The organism is Shewanella sp. S1-58-MNA-CIBAN-0166 (genome assembly GCF_040310085.1).
Taxonomy (GTDB): domain Bacteria; phylum Pseudomonadota; class Gammaproteobacteria; order Enterobacterales; family Shewanellaceae; genus Shewanella.
This window is the reverse complement of record NZ_JBEOPN010000024.1, coordinates 1-16,437: the sequence shown is the minus strand read 5'-3', so window position 1 is coordinate 16,437 and position 16,437 is coordinate 1. Positions and strand designations below refer to the sequence as shown.

General features: G+C 39.9%; 16 protein-coding genes and 1 tRNA gene. 12 read left to right on the top strand and 5 right to left on the bottom strand.

Annotation, left to right across the window (positions count from 1 at the left end; all coding sequences use genetic code 11):
• Positions 1-394: 394 nt before the first annotated feature.
• Positions 395-1,174 carry a hypothetical protein gene (locus tag AAEY99_RS14625; protein WP_101086773.1) on the bottom strand — a complete coding sequence of 260 codons (780 nt, stop codon included), beginning with the start codon at positions 1,172-1,174 and terminating at the stop codon, positions 395-397.
• A gap of 389 nt (positions 1,175-1,563) precedes the next feature.
• Between AAEY99_RS14625 and cysB the strand changes: the two genes are divergently transcribed.
• Entirely contained in the window at positions 1,564-2,541 is a 978-nt protein-coding gene (cysB, locus tag AAEY99_RS14620) for an HTH-type transcriptional regulator CysB (RefSeq protein ID WP_162023403.1), read from the top strand.
• A gap of 97 nt (positions 2,542-2,638) precedes the next feature.
• On the opposite strand, the gene purN is transcribed toward cysB, so the two are convergent.
• Together purN and purM are read right to left on the bottom strand one after the other, a co-directional pair.
• A complete protein-coding gene (gene purN, locus AAEY99_RS14615) occupies positions 2,639-3,283 on the bottom strand; it encodes a phosphoribosylglycinamide formyltransferase (RefSeq protein WP_101086775.1) in 645 nt (214 codons plus the stop codon).
• A complete protein-coding gene (gene purM / locus AAEY99_RS14610) occupies positions 3,283-4,320 on the bottom strand; it encodes a phosphoribosylformylglycinamidine cyclo-ligase (RefSeq protein ID WP_101086776.1) in 1,038 nt (345 codons plus the stop codon). The genes purN and purM overlap by 1 nt, the downstream gene beginning before the upstream one ends.
• Before the next feature lie 241 nt (positions 4,321-4,561).
• Between purM and upp the strand changes: the two genes are divergently transcribed.
• Entirely contained in the window at positions 4,562-5,188 is a 627-nt protein-coding gene (gene upp, locus AAEY99_RS14605) for a uracil phosphoribosyltransferase (RefSeq protein WP_101086777.1), read from the top strand.
• Between the two features lie 133 nt (positions 5,189-5,321).
• Here the strand turns inward: upp and AAEY99_RS14600 are convergent, their stop codons facing one another.
• Positions 5,322-6,644 carry a Na+/H+ antiporter family protein gene (locus tag AAEY99_RS14600; RefSeq protein WP_101086778.1) on the bottom strand — a complete coding sequence of 441 codons (1,323 nt, stop codon included), beginning with the start codon at positions 6,642-6,644 and terminating at the stop codon, positions 5,322-5,324.
• 390 nt (positions 6,645-7,034) lie between these two features.
• On the opposite strand from AAEY99_RS14600, the gene AAEY99_RS14595 reads away from it, so the two are divergent.
• Complete coding sequence (locus AAEY99_RS14595; RefSeq protein ID WP_011636928.1) at positions 7,035-7,640, top strand: peroxiredoxin; 606 nt, start codon at positions 7,035-7,037, stop codon at positions 7,638-7,640.
• Between the two features lie 124 nt (positions 7,641-7,764).
• On the opposite strand, the gene rnt is transcribed toward AAEY99_RS14595, so the two are convergent.
• The gene (gene rnt, locus AAEY99_RS14590; protein ID WP_162023402.1) at positions 7,765-8,430 is read right to left on the bottom strand and encodes a ribonuclease T; all 666 of its coding nucleotides are present in this window, start codon (positions 8,428-8,430) and stop codon (positions 7,765-7,767) included.
• A 187-nt stretch (positions 8,431-8,617) separates the two neighbouring features.
• On the opposite strand from rnt, the gene AAEY99_RS14585 reads away from it, so the two are divergent.
• The 9 genes from AAEY99_RS14585 (at position 8,618) to AAEY99_RS14545 (ending at position 16,437) form a co-directional block, all read left to right on the top strand.
• Complete coding sequence (locus AAEY99_RS14585) at positions 8,618-9,487, top strand: flagellar protein MotY (RefSeq protein ID WP_350979414.1); 870 nt, start codon at positions 8,618-8,620, stop codon at positions 9,485-9,487.
• Positions 9,488-10,816: 1,329 nt separating this feature from the next.
• The gene (ybgC, locus tag AAEY99_RS14580; RefSeq protein WP_101086782.1) at positions 10,817-11,218 is read left to right on the top strand and encodes a tol-pal system-associated acyl-CoA thioesterase; all 402 of its coding nucleotides are present in this window, start codon (positions 10,817-10,819) and stop codon (positions 11,216-11,218) included.
• Positions 11,208-11,897, top strand: coding sequence for a protein TolQ (tolQ, locus tag AAEY99_RS14575; RefSeq protein ID WP_101086783.1), 690 nt, complete (start codon positions 11,208-11,210; stop codon positions 11,895-11,897). The genes ybgC and tolQ overlap by 11 nt, the downstream gene beginning before the upstream one ends.
• Entirely contained in the window at positions 11,897-12,325 is a 429-nt protein-coding gene (tolR, locus tag AAEY99_RS14570) for a protein TolR (protein WP_101086784.1), read from the top strand. The genes tolQ and tolR overlap by 1 nt, the downstream gene beginning before the upstream one ends.
• Positions 12,326-13,288, top strand: coding sequence for a cell envelope integrity protein TolA (gene tolA / locus AAEY99_RS14565; RefSeq protein ID WP_101086785.1), 963 nt, complete (start codon positions 12,326-12,328; stop codon positions 13,286-13,288).
• Between the two features lie 43 nt (positions 13,289-13,331).
• Positions 13,332-14,660, top strand: coding sequence for a Tol-Pal system beta propeller repeat protein TolB (gene tolB / locus AAEY99_RS14560; RefSeq protein WP_011636935.1), 1,329 nt, complete (start codon positions 13,332-13,334; stop codon positions 14,658-14,660).
• Positions 14,661-14,683: 23 nt separating this feature from the next.
• Entirely contained in the window at positions 14,684-15,220 is a 537-nt protein-coding gene (gene pal, locus AAEY99_RS14555) for a peptidoglycan-associated lipoprotein Pal (protein WP_101086786.1), read from the top strand.
• Between the two features lie 55 nt (positions 15,221-15,275).
• Positions 15,276-16,013 (top strand): tol-pal system protein YbgF, encoded by a 738-nt coding sequence (ybgF, locus tag AAEY99_RS14550; RefSeq protein WP_059745509.1) that lies wholly within the window; start codon positions 15,276-15,278, stop codon positions 16,011-16,013.
• Positions 16,014-16,379: 366 nt separating this feature from the next.
• Positions 16,380-16,437, top strand: a tRNA-Lys gene (locus AAEY99_RS14545).

The window sequence follows — 16,437 nt, the reverse complement described above, 5'->3', positions numbered from 1 at the left end:
TCATTTCAGTTTACTGATAAGCTATTATTTGTTCGATTAACTACAAATGAGGATACTTTTGTAGTTAATGGCTTGACGTAATCAAAATGACATGTCATAAGTTAATTGTATCAACGCACAAGACTTGTATAGAAACAACGATAGAGAGTGTTTGTTCGTACCGATTTATTATTGCTAATAAACATAGTGATAAGGAATGTCTCACACAGTTATCCACAGATTCTGTGGACAACTGTGTTGACGAACGTAAGTTATTTTACTAACTCACTGTATTACTGCATTTTTTATGTGTGGTTAAAAAATAACGCAGTTTTTATATTAAATAGATTTAGCGTATAAAAAAACCAAGGCTCCTAAGGAGACTTGGTTTTTTAGTTAGCGAAGATAAAGATAATTACCATTTCTTTTTCGGTTGAAACAGCATATCAAGATCATCGCCTTCTTTTTTCGGTTTTGGAGCACTCGGTTCACTGTGTTTTTGAGCGCCCATTATTTCATCGAGTAACTGCTTAGCTTCATCGACTTTACGAGCAATAAAAGGATCATTTGGCGTTTGCGCTTTAATAGTGTGCAACGTGTTTAATGCTTTTGTGACCATTTGTTTACTGGAACCGTACTGCTTCATAAAGCATGCTGCACGAGCGCGGCTAATCATAGAATCAACATTAATCCTTAATTGCAGATTGTCGATACGCATTTCTTCTTCAGCAAAAATAGACGGATCAACTTTTCCCTTATTATGTTCTGCACGTAAAATAGCTTTAAGTTTCTTCAGTGTTTTTACTAATTCTAAAACTTGTCTATCATTATCAGGTAAACGAAAATTCTCAATTGCAGGGACTTGGCTTGGTGAATTCGATACTGTGGCTATTTGCATTTTAATGTCAGCTAGGCGACGCTCATAATCCGATTTTAATTGGCCTGATGCATGGATAACAGATTGTTCTAAAGCATCTTGAATGCGGCGATAGAGTACTAACATAATGTGGCTAGAAGACGGGGTCATACCTGTGTTGGATAATACTGCATCGGTTTCATCTATAATGGCGCGTTGGCGAGATACTTCTACTCGACGTTCAGCTTCAGCACGCTCTTTTTGTTGTTGGACAATACTAAAGCCGATAATCAGCAATAAGAGTGCACCAATAAGAATTAATACCAAAATTAAGGACATAAAGGTTCCATTTTATCTTTCATATCTCATGGTAAATATAGCCAAACGACAATGGCTAAAAGTTATTTTGATGCTGGAATAAATTATTGCAATAAAACTGCATCAAAATGATTCTATATCTTAGCGTATGTTATCGCGGCTGTCGTTGAATAATAAGTCGTTTTGTTGATAAATCATTAAACATTTGAGTAAGGATGTTTATCAAAAGCTAAGTCAATTAAATTGCAGGTGATTTTTACTTGCTCGTTATTCCTATTTATATTACATTTCAATTGTCATATAACGTTTTATTATAGTTGAACAACTGTTCTTGCCATGTGAAACATCGATCGATTTGTTCTTATTTGCATATTTTGCTGATGAGTGCTGGTTAAATAAAGGATAAAACCATGAAGCTGCAACAACTTAGATATATTGCAGAGGTTGTTAAACACAACCTAAATGTGTCATCAACGGCTGAGAACCTCTATACCTCACAACCCGGCATTAGTAAGCAAGTTAGAATGCTAGAAGATGAATTAGGTATTCAAATATTTGGTCGAAGTGGTAAGCACTTGACTCACGTGACTCCAGCAGGTCAGCAAGTTATTGATATTGCAAATGATATACTTGGCAAGGTCGATAGCATTAAAAAGGTATCTGAAGAATATACTCAGCCTAATCAGGGTGATTTAAATATTACCACCACCGATACTCAGGCTCGATATGCTCTGCCACAAATTATTAAAGAGTTTATTAAACGATATCCGAAAGTTAATTTGCATATGCATCAAGGTACGCCGTCACAAATTAGTGAACAAGCGGCTAGAGGTGATGCTGATTTTGCCATTGCTACTGAAGCAATGCACTTGTATACCGATTTAATTATGCTGCCTTGTTATCATTGGAATCGCTCAATTGTTGTGACTCGTGACCATCCATTCGCGACTCAATCGACAAAAATTAGTATTGAAGATTTAGCCAAATTTCCGCTGGTGACTTATGTGTTTGGTTTTGATAAAGCCTCTGAAATTGAAAAGTCTTTTAAGCGTGCGGATCTTGATCCTCGGGTGGTGTTTAGTGCAACCAGTGCTGATGTACTTAAAACATACGTACGTTTAGGGTTAGGGGTAGGGGTTATTGCTTCTATGGCTATCGATCCAGCAGTAGATAAAGATCTAGTCGCGATTGATGCGAGTCATTTGTTTGCTCATAGTACAACCAAAATTGGTTTTAGACGTGGTAGCTTTTTACGCAGTTACATGTATGACTTTATGCGACATTTTGCACCGCATTTAACCCGAGATGTGGTAGAAAAAGCGGTCGCGCTTCGTGATCAACAACTGATTGATGAAATGTTTGCAGACATGACATTACCGGTACGTTAGCACTGTATATCGACAATGTTTATTGCATAAAAAAACCTCGCGAATTAGCGAGGTTTTTTGTTTTTAACATAGTAACATAGTAACTTAGTAATCGATATTAATCTGGTGCGTAACCAGATGGACCAATTAACTCGCCATCTAAGTAAGCTTTACCATCAGCCATCGCTAAACGACCTAAGCTGAACCATTTTACTACAAGAGGATAAATGGCATGTTCTTGTTCATGAACACGCTCAGCTAATACTTCAGCATTATCTTCAGGGTAAATAGGGACTTTAGCTTGTAATATTACCGGTCCGGCATCGAGCTCTGGAATAACAAAATGCACACTAGCGCCATGCTTTTTATCGCCGGCATCAATAGCCCGTTGATGCGTGTGAAGCCCGGTATACTTAGGTAATAATGATGGATGAATATTAATCATCTTTCCAAGGAAGTGACTTACAAAATCATCTGTCAAAATACGCATAAAACCTGCAAGAATAATCAGATCCGGTTGGTATTTTTCAATTGATTTCAATAAACGCGCATCATAATCACTGCGTACTTCATTGGTATAAGGAATAACGCAACTGGTATCAATCTCGCTTTGATGAGCGCGAATTAACCCATAAGCATCCGGCTTGTTACTAATCACACCAACAATGTCAGCTTTTAGGTTATCGTCACAGCCATCAATGATAGCTTGAAGATTACTGCCATTACCGGAAATCAGTACCACAACACGACAGCTTTGGCTCATTAGATGATCTCCACTTGCTCTTCGTCACCTTGACGCGTAGCAATTTCACCTATCAACCAAGCATTTTCGCCTTCTGCTGTTAATAATGCCAATGCAGCATCGACTTTGTCTGTTGGCAGCGCAATAACCATACCCACACCACAGTTAAATGTTAGGAACATTTCGTGTTGTGCTATGTTACCGTTTGTCATTATCCAATCGAACACCACTGGCCATTGCCAAGAGTCACCCTTGATTACAGCTTTACAATCATCAGGAAGCACTCGTGGGATATTTTCCCAGAATCCACCACCGGTAATGTGCGCCATAGCGTGAATGTCTGATTGTTCAATCAGTTTCAACAAAGGCTTAACATATATTCTTGTTGGTTCTAATAAATGGTCAATCAATGGCTTACCAGCAAGATCTTGCTGAGGGTCTGCTTTGCTGACTTCTAATACCTTACGGATTAATGAGTAACCATTTGAATGAGGACCACTCGAACCAAGTGCTATGAGTGAGTCACCGGCTTTGACTTTGGTACCATCAATGATGTCTGCTTTTTCAACAACACCAACACAAAATCCGGCAAGGTCGTAATCTTCGCCTTCGTACATGCCCGGCATTTCAGCCGTTTCGCCACCGATTAATGCGCAACCAGATTGGAAACAACCTTCTGCAATGCCGCTAACAACTGAGGTTGCCGTTTCAACGTCAAGCTTACCAGTCGCGTAGTAATCGAGGAAGAAAAGCGGTTCAGCGCCAGAAACAATCAGGTCATTAACACACATAGCAACTAAATCAACACCGACGGTGTCATGCTTTTTGTAATCAATGGCTAATCTTAATTTAGTGCCAACACCATCAGTGCCCGAAACAAGCACTGGATGTTTGTATTTAGTTGGTAATTCGCATAATGCGCCAAAACCACCTAAATTGCCCATAACTTCTGGACGGCGAGTGCGTTTTACCGCAGATTTAATGTTGTTTACTAACGCATTACCTGCATCGATATCAACGCCGGCGTCTTTGTAACTTAGGGGGGTAGGAGTGGTCACGGAGGATCCTCTAGGGTACATCGTTTTATGGAATTTTATGCGGCAATATTCTACCAGTTTGTGCTGCTAGTCGGAAGCCATGTTTTTACTTTATCCTATAAAGAAAACGATGAATTGCCTATTTTTTATTGGTTTAGGTCACGATTTACTGCAATTTTGAAACTTTATGTTTTATAGAGAGGATAAATCGACTAACATTTGTCAAATTTGCCTGAAATAGTCAGAAATCTAGGAGAAAGAAATGAAAGTCGTTGAAGTAAAGCATCCACTGGTACGTCATAAAGTCGGTTTGATGCGTGAAGCTGATATCAGCACCAAACGATTTCGTGAACTTGCCACTGAAGTTGGCAGTTTATTAACCTACGAAGCTACCGCTGATTTTGAAACTGAAACGGTGACAATTGAAGGTTGGAATGGCCCTGTTACTATTGAGCAACTTAAAGGTAAGAAAGTGACCGTAGTGCCTATTCTTCGTGCGGGTTTAGGTATGATGGATGGCGTTCTTGAGCATCTTCCTAGTGCGCGTATTTCTGTAGTGGGTATTTATCGTGATGAAGAAACACTACAACCTATACCTTACTTTGAAAAAATAGTCAGTAATGTTGAAGAGCGTATTGCTTTAGTGGTTGACCCAATGTTAGCGACTGGCGGTTCAATGATTGCGACTATCGACCTGCTGAAAAAACGTGGTTGTACTTCAATTAAAGCGTTGGTTTTGGTTGCTGCGCCAGAAGGCATTAAAGCACTTGAACTCGCGCATCCTGATATTGAATTGTATACCGCTGCGATTGATGATTGCTTAAACGAGCAAGGTTATATCTTGCCAGGTTTAGGTGATGCGGGCGATAAGATATTCGGTACCAAATAGTTCGTTATCCGAGATTATAGATACCCAGGCTCGATATGATTAATATCATGTACGAGACCATAAAAACGGGAGCCTTTAGTGAGGCTCCCGTTTTTATTTTTTATCTTGATAAGCCGTAGCTATCTGTTGAATGTTAAAGCACCATCGCAGCAATCCAACCAAAAACAAGCAGTGGAATATTATAGTGAATAAACGTTGGGATCACGCTGTCGCGAATATGATCATGTTGCCCATCGGCATTAAGACCCGCTGTGGGACCTAGTGTCGAATCTGATGCTGGCGAACCCGCGTCACCAAGCGCTGCAGCGGTACCCACTAGCGCAATTGTTGCAGCGACAGAAAAACCAAAACTGAGCGCTAAAGGCACGTAAATAGTGGCAATAATGGGAATGGTTGAGAACGAAGAGCCAATTCCCATGGTGATCAATAATCCAACAATAAGCATCAGTAATGCGGCTAACGCTTTGTTGTCACCAATGATGTCACCTAGAGAGGTCACTAGTGTGCCAACTTCCCCGGTAGATTTAACTACTGCAGCAAAGCCTGCTGCTGCAATCATAATAAAGCCGATGCTGGCCATCATGTGCACACCTTGATTAAACAGGTCTTTGCTTACTTCGTGTTTAATGATTCCAGAAAAACGAAAGATAATAAATCCACTTAATGCACCAAATATCATCGAATCAGTTTGTAATTGAACAATTAAAGTGACCACTATTGCTGAGAGTGATATCACTAGGCTTTTTCGACTTATCGTGGTTTCAATATTGTCGCTTACCACTGGTTCTTCAATCATATATTGTCTAGGTTTGCGGTAACTAATAAATATTGCGGTGAGTAAACCTACAACCATGCCCATAGCAGGTAATAGCATTGCGTTAGGAATTTGTTCACGAATTGCATTTAGCCCATTTGTATTTAAATTTGCCAACAGGATATCATTGAGGAAAATACCGCCAAAACCGATGGGTAAAATCATGTACGTGGTGACCAAGCCAAATGTGAGAATACAGGCTATAAGACGGCGGTCGATATGTAGCTTTGAAATGACATGTAGTAATGGTGGAATAAGAATGGGTATGAAAGCGATGTGAATAGGCAAAATATTTTGTGATGAAACCGCCATCAATAATATTGTGACCAATAACAACCAACGTACAACTTGAGTATTACTACTATTAGGTTCTTTACCGAGTTTCTTTATAATTGAATGAGAAATCAATGTTGTTAAGCCTGAATGTGACAAAGCTGCTGCAAATGCACCAAGCAATGCGTAGCTTAGGGCTATTTGAGCGCCGCCGCCTAGGCCATCATTAAAGGCTGCAATTGTTTGATGAATATCTAATCCACCGACTAAACCGGCGACAACAGCACTGATGGTTAGTGAGACCACAACGTTAATTCGAATAAAGCTTAAAAACAGCATTAAGCAAACCGCGATAACAACCGCATTCATAATCATTTTTCTTAAAAGTAAGTGAGGCCGCTATTCTTGACTGTCTAGTGTCTATTTGTCCAGCGCATATCGCTTTTTTAGGTATTTTTTGCTGATAGTTAGCTCAGAATTATTTGCTGTTTAACATATGGTTGTTGATAGTGATGAGTGAAATCTTGTTATCAAATCATTTTGTCATATTTGAAACTTATTATTTAATGGGTCATCATGTTTTATTTTTCAGCAAGTAAACCAACTTTCATCTGAAATGACTTATAAGTCCGTTAATTTAGATGTATGGTATACGACTGATATAAGTCCCAACGGTATGGGTAATTGCTTGGTGGATCATCATTTTGCGATACGCATATACCGTTGTTGAGTGTTTAAGCCATTAAATGGAGATAGATAATGAGCGTATTAGTAGGCCGTCCAGCCCCAGATTTTACCGCAGCAGCCGTTCTTGGTTCTGGTGAAATTGTTGACACATTTAACCTTGCTACCGCAATTAAAGGTAAGCCTGCAGTTATTTTCTTCTACCCACTCGATTTTACTTTTGTATGCCCATCAGAGCTAATTGCTTTTGATCACCGTATGGAAGAGTTCACTAAACGTGGTGTTGAAGTGATTGGTGTTTCTATTGATTCACAGTTTACTCATAACGCATGGCGTAACACTCCAGTAGACAAGGGTGGTATTGGCCAAGTTAAGTACACTCTAGTTGCTGATGTTAAGCACGAAATTTGTAAAGCATACGACGTAGAGCATCCAGAAGCTGGTGTGGCTTTCCGTGGTTCTTTCTTAGTAGACAAAGAAGGCCAAGTTCGTCACCAAGTGGTTAACGATTTACCACTAGGCCGTAACGTTGATGAAATGATCCGTATGATTGACGCACTTCAGTTCCATGAAGAGCACGGTGAAGTTTGTCCAGCGGGCTGGTCAAAAGGCGAAAAAGGTATGACTGCAAGCACTGAAGGTGTTGCTGCATATCTAAAAGATAATTCTGACAAGCTATAATCTAGCAAGTCAGAGATAATAAAAAAGCTGCTTCGGCAGCTTTTTTATTGGATAAAATTAATACTTTGTTATCGCACTAGCTGAGTGTAGATGGCTGGCATGAGATCAAAGGGCTGAGTATTCATTATTCGCTTGCTGAGTCGGTATCATCTTCCACAGCCGCTAATGGCCAACCACCCAATGCTTTCCATCGATTGACTATAAGGCAAAATAGTTCGGCGGTACGTTCGGTATCATATAATGCTGAATGGGCTTCATTGTTGTCGAAATCGATCCCTGCCATTTTACAGGCTTTAGCTAATACTGTGTGTCCAATAGCCAGGCCTGCAAGTGTCGCGGTATCAAAGCTAGCAAAAGGATGAAAAGGAGAACGTTTTAAACCATTTCGTTCAATAGCCTTGTTAACAAAACCTAAATCAAAAGCGGCATTGTGCGCGACAATGATACTGCGATGACAATCTGCTGCTTTTTGGGCTTTTTTTACTTCTTTAAAAATCTCTAAAAAAGCGACTTTTTCGTCTACTGCACCACGAAGTGGATTAGTGGGGTCTATACCATTAAAAGCTAAAGCTGCAGGCTCTAAGTTCGCGCCTTCAAAAGGCTCAATATGAAAATGAAGGGTTCTATCAAGTACAATGATCCCATCACTATTCATTTTTAGTAAGCTGACGGCAATTTCAAGCAACGCATCGGTATTAGCATTAAACCCAGCAGTTTCGACATCGATAACAACAGGGAAATAACCACGAAATCGGTGTTTAAACTTATTAGCGTCGCAAATATCAGTCATTACAGTTTTTATCCTCAATAGCTATCATTCATCGGTGCAAATGATATAAGCCGAGTATTATGCGCAAACTCAAGCGCAGTGTCATGTTTGATTGTGGTTTTTATCATCGATTAAACATGATTGTTTACTAAAGGAACTGACTTTATGGCCGATAGAACAAATGTAATCGGGTATAAAGGGTGGTTTTATGTGGCGAAAACTGATGGTCCTCACAAGTTTGTGTCTTTGCTCAACGGCTAATGCCGATTTGAGGCACTACGTTGCGTCACTGGAAAACTCAGCATGGCGTATCGGTGAGAACAATCCGATAGAATGCCGTCTTGAACATGATATTCCTGACTATGGGCGTGCTGTGTTTACCAGTAATGCCGGTAAAGAGCTAAATTTACATTTTACGTTAGATATGTGGTTAAAACCTGATTCGGTGACCAACGCGACATTAATTAGTCGAGCCCCTAGTTGGCGTCCTGGACACAATTCTAAAGAAATCACTCAACTGACTTACAATAAGCAATTTAATGGTGAAGTACCCAAAAAAGCCGCTTGGTCGATGTTGAATGAGTTGAGTCAAGGAATGGAGCCCACGTTTTATTATGCGGATTGGTATAATCAAAACGCTAAAATTGCCGTGGGATTGTCGTCAGCTAATTTTGGCGGTAAATACCGTGAATTTCGCGCCTGCTTGGCTAATTTACTGCCTTACAGTTTTGATGATATTGCTTTTACAGTGTTAAATTACCAAGAAGGTGGGGTAGAGCTGACTCGTTTTTCTACCCAACAATTACAGAAAATACAGCGTTATTTGTCTTATGACCCTGAAGTCGAGCTTGTACTGATTGATGCTTACACCGACAGTTACGGTGGACGCTCGGTTAACCAAAAGGTGTCAGATAAACGTGCGGACTCAGTGAAAGATATTCTCATTGCTAGTGGTATTCCTAAGGATCGGATTCATACATCGGGTCATGGTGAAAAACGCCATGTAACAGGCAATGATCTTGCAGAAGAACGTAAGATGAACCGCAGAGTCGTGATTAAAATAACCAAGCCTATATAAACCCATTCATGTATCACTCACTGCTCAGCCATGGGCAGTAGTCCTTATTACTGGATATGATTGAGATATCAATTTACTTGAGTCACGATGTTGCTAGTAACTTGAGTCAGCTATTTTTCTAATAAATAGTATTGATACGACAGCCAAAGTCTCCCTGTGTTTATCAGTCTGCTTTACTCGGCATTTATTCAACATTCGTAACACTAAATTGAGCCAAATCGACAATACTCTTTTATAAATGAACCATCGTTCCTTTAAGAGCCTAATCAATAAAACATGTAAGGGTATTTTGCGTGGTGATCATTTGAAAGGGTTCAACCTATCAGTAGCGCTCGAATTTACAATTTTTTTCGCAACGCTTCTCATTTGGGTTTATAAAGATGCTAAAAAAAAGGTAAAAAAAACCCACTTAATCCAAGTGGGCTAAATAATTTGCAATCAACAAATTTAAGGAAGGAAGTCAAGCATAAGAACTAGGGATAACTGAGGTATTGGGTTACATCAGTTTGGAGTTCTTGGTTTTCAACATCTGAATCAGATGTGTCCTGAAAACGAGGCAATAATAGAATGTATACACTAATCTGACAAACTAGAAAAATTAAGCGTTAGCATTAGTAAAACTAATGCTTTGTGGCTGTGGTGATATGTTATTTATACTCTAATCGTCTTATATAGCGCTTTATTAGGTTATTACTTATATTTTATGCATAACTATTCGGATTAGTTAATTAGGCAACAATAATATTTAACAAATAGTATATATCCCGTCATGCTGTAAAGTCAGCTTACTCCTTTTAATATGTTAAATATTACTCTACACCACTATGGATATGATTATTCTATCCATATTTAAGGTGGGATTTTACGGTTATCTCTTCTTGATGTTTAACACACAGCATATGGTCATCAAGACGAGTAAGATAATGCTATTAACTTAACAATTGATAATGTATTTGCTAAAAAGAGGTTGCTGAATTTTACCGGCTTAACATTTATTCACGTTTACATTTTGCAAAGTGTGCGATGGTAAGGGGGATTCGCAGTTTACTTTTACCTGATTATTGTCTTTTTGTGAGTTTTAGGCCGTAAAAGTAGGCTGTTGTTACCAGGAACAATTCTATTTATATGACATGTTTTGTTTAATAAATTGTTAAATTTTTGGGTAAACACATTAATAAAGCTTCATCTCTTACAGTTCCTGAGGTTTTTAGTGTGTTTTAGCGCATTTTGAGCAAAATAAAGTCTGCTTTTCCCTCGGTACAATATTCACAAGCGTGTTGGTACTCGGTATAGTAAGCCAACTTTTACAACCTAAAAATTGATGTTCAGATTATGTTTGTTTGGCCTATTTCAATCTATTACGAAGATACCGATGCCGGCGGTGTTGTGTACCATTCGAATTACTTAAAATTTTTTGAACGAGCCCGAACGCAATGGTTAAAAGCAATGGGTGTTCGCCAAGCTGAACTGTTGGCAGAAGATATTGCTTTTGTCGTCAAACATGCAGAATTAGATTTTCGTAAAGCTGCAAAATTTGAACAGGATTTCGTGGTTGAATCCAAGGTTATAGAATTAAAAAAAGTGTCGTTGGTATTTCACCAGCGCCTAGTTGATCATCAAGGTGATTGCTATTGTGAAGCGACTGTTGTTGTCGCGTGTATATCTTTATCACGTATGCGTCCCCGTGCTATTCCCCTAAATATTGTTCAGGAGTTTGACAGTGCACGCTGAAATTTCATTTATTGGTTTGTTTTTAGAAGCCAGTGTGTTGGTAAAGTTAGTTATGCTGACCTTGTTGGCATTATCGATTGCCTCATGGGCAGTGATCATTCAACGCAACAAATTATTAGGCTCTGCAAGAGTTAAGTCATTACGTTTTGAAGAAACGTTTTGGTCTGGTGTTGATTTAAATCGTCTTTACAAAGAATTAATTGCGCGTGGTAGTGCTATCTCTGGTTTAGAATCGATGTTTGTGGCTGGTTTCAAAGAATATACTCGTTTGAGCAAAGTAAACAGTAAAGCTCCTGAAGCGGTTATGGATGGAACGTCTCGAGCAATGCGAGTGAGTTTGTCGCGCGAAATGGAGAAACTTGAAAACCATTTACCGTTATTGGCAACGATTGGTTCAACCAGTCCATACATTGGCTTGTTTGGTACGGTATGGGGAATTATGAATTCCTTTATTGCACTGGGCGCGGTAGAAAATGCCACATTGGCAATGGTTGCACCTGGTATTGCAGAAGCATTGATTGCAACTGCAATGGGCTTGTTTGCTGCAATACCTGCCGTTATTGGTTATAACCGTTTTACAACGCAAGTTGATAAAATTGAAATGAGTTATGCTAACTTTATGGAAGAATTCTCCAACATATTGCAACGTCAAGCGTATAGCGAGAAGGAAGCTGTTTAATGTATCAGCGTAAACGTCGTCGTCCAGTTGCAGAAATCAACGTGGTACCTTACATCGACGTGATGTTGGTGTTGTTGATTATTTTTATGGTGACAGCGCCTATTGTATCGCAAGGAGTCAAAGTAGAATTGCCTCAAGGTAATGCGGAGTCGTTGCCACCTGATAGTAAGCCTCCTATCGTTGCATCGATTGATGCAGAGGGACAATATTTTTTGAATATCGGCAGTAGTTCTAACTCTGAAGTTATGGACTTAGAGCAAGTATCAACTGAAGTTGGAGCATTAATCCAACTTGAACCGTTAAGGCCAGTGGTTGTAAAAGCGGACCGCACGATACCTTATGAAAGCGTTATTCAATTAATGATTAGCTTGCAAGGTGCTGGTGTGCCTGCCGTAGGGCTAATGACCGATTCACCAAAGGAGAAATAGGTGGCTGGAAATTCAGATTTAACCGTACCAGTTTCTATTTCTGCTGGTATTCATATTGGATTTATCGTCATTCTTGCTTTAGGCATTAGTTTTGATGATAAGCCCAAGCAAATGCAAACGGCAGCAGCAAGTGCACCTGCTGTACAAGCAATTGTAATTGATCAACAGAAAGTGAATGACAGAGTTGAGCAATTAAAGAAACAAAAGCAAGATGTGGCCCAGCAAGAAAAAGCCCGTCAAGCAGAACTAGAACGTAAAGCATCAGAAGCTCGCCGTGAGCGTGAACGTGAACAAGAAAAAATTAAAACTTTAGAGATCCAGCGTAAACAAAAAGAGCAGGAAACTCAAAAGGCTAATGACGCCGCTAAAGCCGCTCAAGCAAAGCAAGTGCTAGAAAAAGAGCGAGCAGATAAAGCTGAAGTAGTACGCAAGCAAAAAGAACAAGAGCAAAAAGCTTCTGAGGACGCAGCTAAGAAAGCCGCTGAAAAACGTAAGCAAGAAGAAGCCGCTGCGAAAAAAGCTCAAGAAGAACGTCAACGCGCTGATGACGAACGTAAACGTAAAGAAGATGCTGAGCGTAAACGTAAAGCAGAAGCTGATACTAAAGCGCGCCAAGAACGTGAAATGGCAGAGGCAATGGCTGCTGAACAAGACTCACTTTCTAAAACACGTAACAAGCAAGTGTTGTCAGAAGTTGATAAGTATAAAGCCATGATTATTGCCACTATTCAACGAAATTTAGTTGTTGATGAGTCAATGCGTGGGAAAAGCTGCAGGGTCTTTATTCGTCTAGCGTCAGATGGTTTTGTCACAACAAGCCAAACGTTAGATGGTGATCAGGTAGTGTGTCGAGCAGCCAAAGCGTCGATAAATAAAGCGGGACGGTTACCAGTATCGCCTGAACCGGCTGTTTATCAGCAATTAAAAGAAATTAATTTAACCGTTTCACCGGAATTTAATTAATATCAATCGTATTTAATGATGGAATGGAGTTAAAAGGAGTCGCATGAATAATTTGGCTAAATGGCTAACACTGGTATTAATAGTGTTAACTACACCCGCTCGCGCAGCGTTAGATATTGTGATTACAGAAGGGGTTGATGCAGCAAGACCGATTGCTGTTGTACCTTTTGTATGGCAAGGTCAAGGTCCAGCTCCTGCATCTATTTCTGATGTGGTAGCATCTGATTTGTCTCGCAGTGGTACATTTAAGACACTTGATGTGCGTGCATTGCCACAATCAACTATTTCGTCTGTAAATGGATTTACTGCTCAAAATTGGGCTAATGTAGAAGCGGAAGCGCTTGTGGTTGGTACGGTTAAGCCATATGGCGCCGATCAATATTTAGTGAGTTTTGAGCTGATTGATTTAGTCAAAGCACAACTTCAAGCGGGTAAAGGGCCTCAGAATAACAATGAGTTATTACTTGAAAGCCGTGAAACGGTTATTAGTGCAAACCAATTTAGACAGTACAGCCACCGTATCAGTGATATTGTGTATGAAAAGCTCACCGGTATTCGTGGTGCATTTTTAACCCGTATCGCATATGTTGTGGTTAAACAAGGTCAAAAAGCACCTTACCATCTAATGATTGCGGATTACGATGGCTACAATGAACAAATGTTACTACGTTCACCAGAGCCATTGATGTCACCAACGTGGTCTCCTGATGGTCGTCGTTTAGCTTATGTGAGTTTTGAAAATAGAAAAGCTGAAATCTTTGTTCAAGACATTTACAGCCAAACACGTACATTAGTGAGTAGTTTTGACGGTATTAATGGTGCACCAGCATTTTCTCCTGATGGGAAAAAATTAGCTGTTACACTGTCAAAAGATGGCCAACCAGAAATTTATGTCGTCGATATTGCGACTAAAGCAACTCGACGTATTACAGAGCATTACGCAATCGATACTGAACCTTCTTGGTTCCCAGACGGTAAATCAATTTTATTTACCTCTGAACGTGGTGGGAAACCACAGTTATATCGCGTAAGTTTAGATACAAATAAAGTCTCGCGTATGACTTTTGAAGGTGAATGGAACCTAGGCGGTTCAATTAGCCCAGACGGTCGTAGTATGATTTTTGTAAACCGTACTAACGGTAAATTCCATATTGCTAGAATGGATCTTGCAACACGCTTTATGCAGGTGCTTTCATCAACTCAACTTGATGAATCACCAAGTGTTGCTCCAAATGGCACTATGGTTATCTACGGTACAACCCATCAAGGTAAACAAGTGTTAGCTGCTGTTTCTATGGACGGCAGATTTAAAGCAAGATTGCCTGTCGGCCAGGGCGAGGTGAAGTCACCAGCATGGTCTCCGTTTCTCTAAATAGATATTGATAAGGATTTAAAATGGATCTGAATAAGTTGTTTAAAGCTATGTTGGTTGCAGTTCCGCTTATGGCACTGGGTGCCTGTAGCTCAACTTCAGACTCTGAAACTGACGCTAACGGTTCTATGAGTGGTACTGGTAGTGAATACGGTAATGGTGGTATTGAAACTGGTGGTGTAGCTCCTGTACTGAGCTCTGCAGAACAGCAGCGTTTAAAAGAACAAGAATTACGTCGTCAAAATATCATTTACTTCGACTTTGATCGCAGTGAAGTTCAAAGTGAAAATGCTGAGATCATTCAAGCTCATGGTAACTATTTAGTTGAGCATCCAAATGTTCGAGTGTTGATTGAAGGTCATGCTGATGAACGTGGTACTCCAGAATACAACATCGCACTAGGCGAACGTCGTGCTAAAGCGGTTGCTAAGTATTTACAAGGTATGGGTGTGCAACCTAGCCAAATGAGCATCGTGAGCTACGGCGAAGAAAAGCCATTAGATTATTCACGTAACGATACTGGTTTTGCTAAAAACCGTCGTGGTGTGTTAGTTTACTAAAGCGTAAGAAGTGTAAGGCCAACCGTTATCGGTTGGCCTTTTTTAGGAGATAAAAATGAAACTAGCCATATTAGTTGCGGCGATGTTCTTTACAACGGCCACGGCTTTTGCTGCACCAGCACCGGTTTCGGATGCATCTGGTGGTTCAAATGATGACAGAATTTCAAGATTAGAACGCATCATTAAAGCAAAGCAACAAGGCGAATTCGACATGCAACGTCGTATGGATGCATTGCAAAATGAAGTGTTAGATTTAAGAGGCATTACTGAGCAACAAAATTATCAAATGAATCAGATGTTACAGCGTCAACGACAGCTGTACGAGGAAATTGCTAATCTTACTGCTAAGTCATCAACCCCAGCAGCGCCAGCTCAAGCTGATGCCACTACGGTTGCCGCAGCCAGTTCAACGTTAGGTGAAACAGGAAGCTATGAGGCCGCCGTTAACTTGGTTCTTAAAGAACGCAAGTATGATGAAGCCATTCCTGCTTTTCGTAGTTTTATATCGACATACCCAGAATCTAATTATGCAGCTAATGCAAACTATTGGTTAGGCCAATTGTTGTACAATAAAAGTGAGTACAATGATGCGAAACAAGCTTTTAGTACAGTTGTCAGTAAATTTGCAGATTCAAATAAGCGTGGCGATAGTTTAGTTAAGCTTGGCATGATTGCAGAAAAAGAAAATGACTCTGCGGGTGCAAGAGCACTGTATAACAAAGTATTAAAAGAGTACGCAGATAGTGCCTCCGCACGCCTTGCACAACAGCAATTATCAGCATTGAAAGGCTAATTAAGCCAAAAAACAGCCTCTTAGTCTGTTTTTCATGCAAACAACAAGAAATTATAAATTTGGGCTTGCATGAGAAATTGAAAAAGGTATTATAGGCGCCCTCAGAACGGCAGAGCCTTCTGGGGTGTGTTGAGGTGATAATAACTTAGTCTACAGTTACTGTAATATGAGTTGTTATTAACAAACAACAAAATGGGATGATAATTTAACAAGACTTGAAATATAGGCAGTTTGTTTCATTCCAGTAAGAACCTTAAGTTCTTGCAAAACCAAGATGGGTCGTTAGCTCAGTTGGTCTTGAAATAGAGACAGTTGGCTTTTGTTCCAGTAAGAATATCAGTTCTTGCAAAACCAAGATGGGTCGTTAGCTCAGTTGGTAGAGCAGTTGGCTTTTAACCAATTGGTCGAAGGTTCGAATCCTTCA

Coding starts and splice junctions, on each gene's coding strand:
- AAEY99_RS14625 (WP_101086773.1), bottom strand. CDS start 1,174: ATGTCCTTAATTTTGGTATTAATTCTTATTGGTGCACTCTTATTGCTG.
- cysB (WP_162023403.1), top strand. CDS start 1,564: ATGAAGCTGCAACAACTTAGATATATTGCAGAGGTTGTTAAACACAAC.
- purN (WP_101086775.1), bottom strand. CDS start 3,283: ATGAGCCAAAGCTGTCGTGTTGTGGTACTGATTTCCGGTAATGGCAGT.
- upp (WP_101086777.1), top strand. CDS start 4,562: ATGAAAGTCGTTGAAGTAAAGCATCCACTGGTACGTCATAAAGTCGGT.
- AAEY99_RS14600 (WP_101086778.1), bottom strand. CDS start 6,644: ATGAATGCGGTTGTTATCGCGGTTTGCTTAATGCTGTTTTTAAGCTTT.
- AAEY99_RS14595 (WP_011636928.1), top strand. CDS start 7,035: ATGAGCGTATTAGTAGGCCGTCCAGCCCCAGATTTTACCGCAGCAGCC.
- rnt (WP_162023402.1), bottom strand. CDS start 8,430: ATGACTGATATTTGCGACGCTAATAAGTTTAAACACCGATTTCGTGGT.
- AAEY99_RS14585 (WP_350979414.1), top strand. CDS start 8,618: ATGTGGCGAAAACTGATGGTCCTCACAAGTTTGTGTCTTTGCTCAACG.
- tolR (WP_101086784.1), top strand. CDS start 11,897: ATGTATCAGCGTAAACGTCGTCGTCCAGTTGCAGAAATCAACGTGGTA.
- tolB (WP_011636935.1), top strand. CDS start 13,332: ATGAATAATTTGGCTAAATGGCTAACACTGGTATTAATAGTGTTAACT.
- pal (WP_101086786.1), top strand. CDS start 14,684: ATGGATCTGAATAAGTTGTTTAAAGCTATGTTGGTTGCAGTTCCGCTT.
- ybgF (WP_059745509.1), top strand. CDS start 15,276: ATGAAACTAGCCATATTAGTTGCGGCGATGTTCTTTACAACGGCCACG.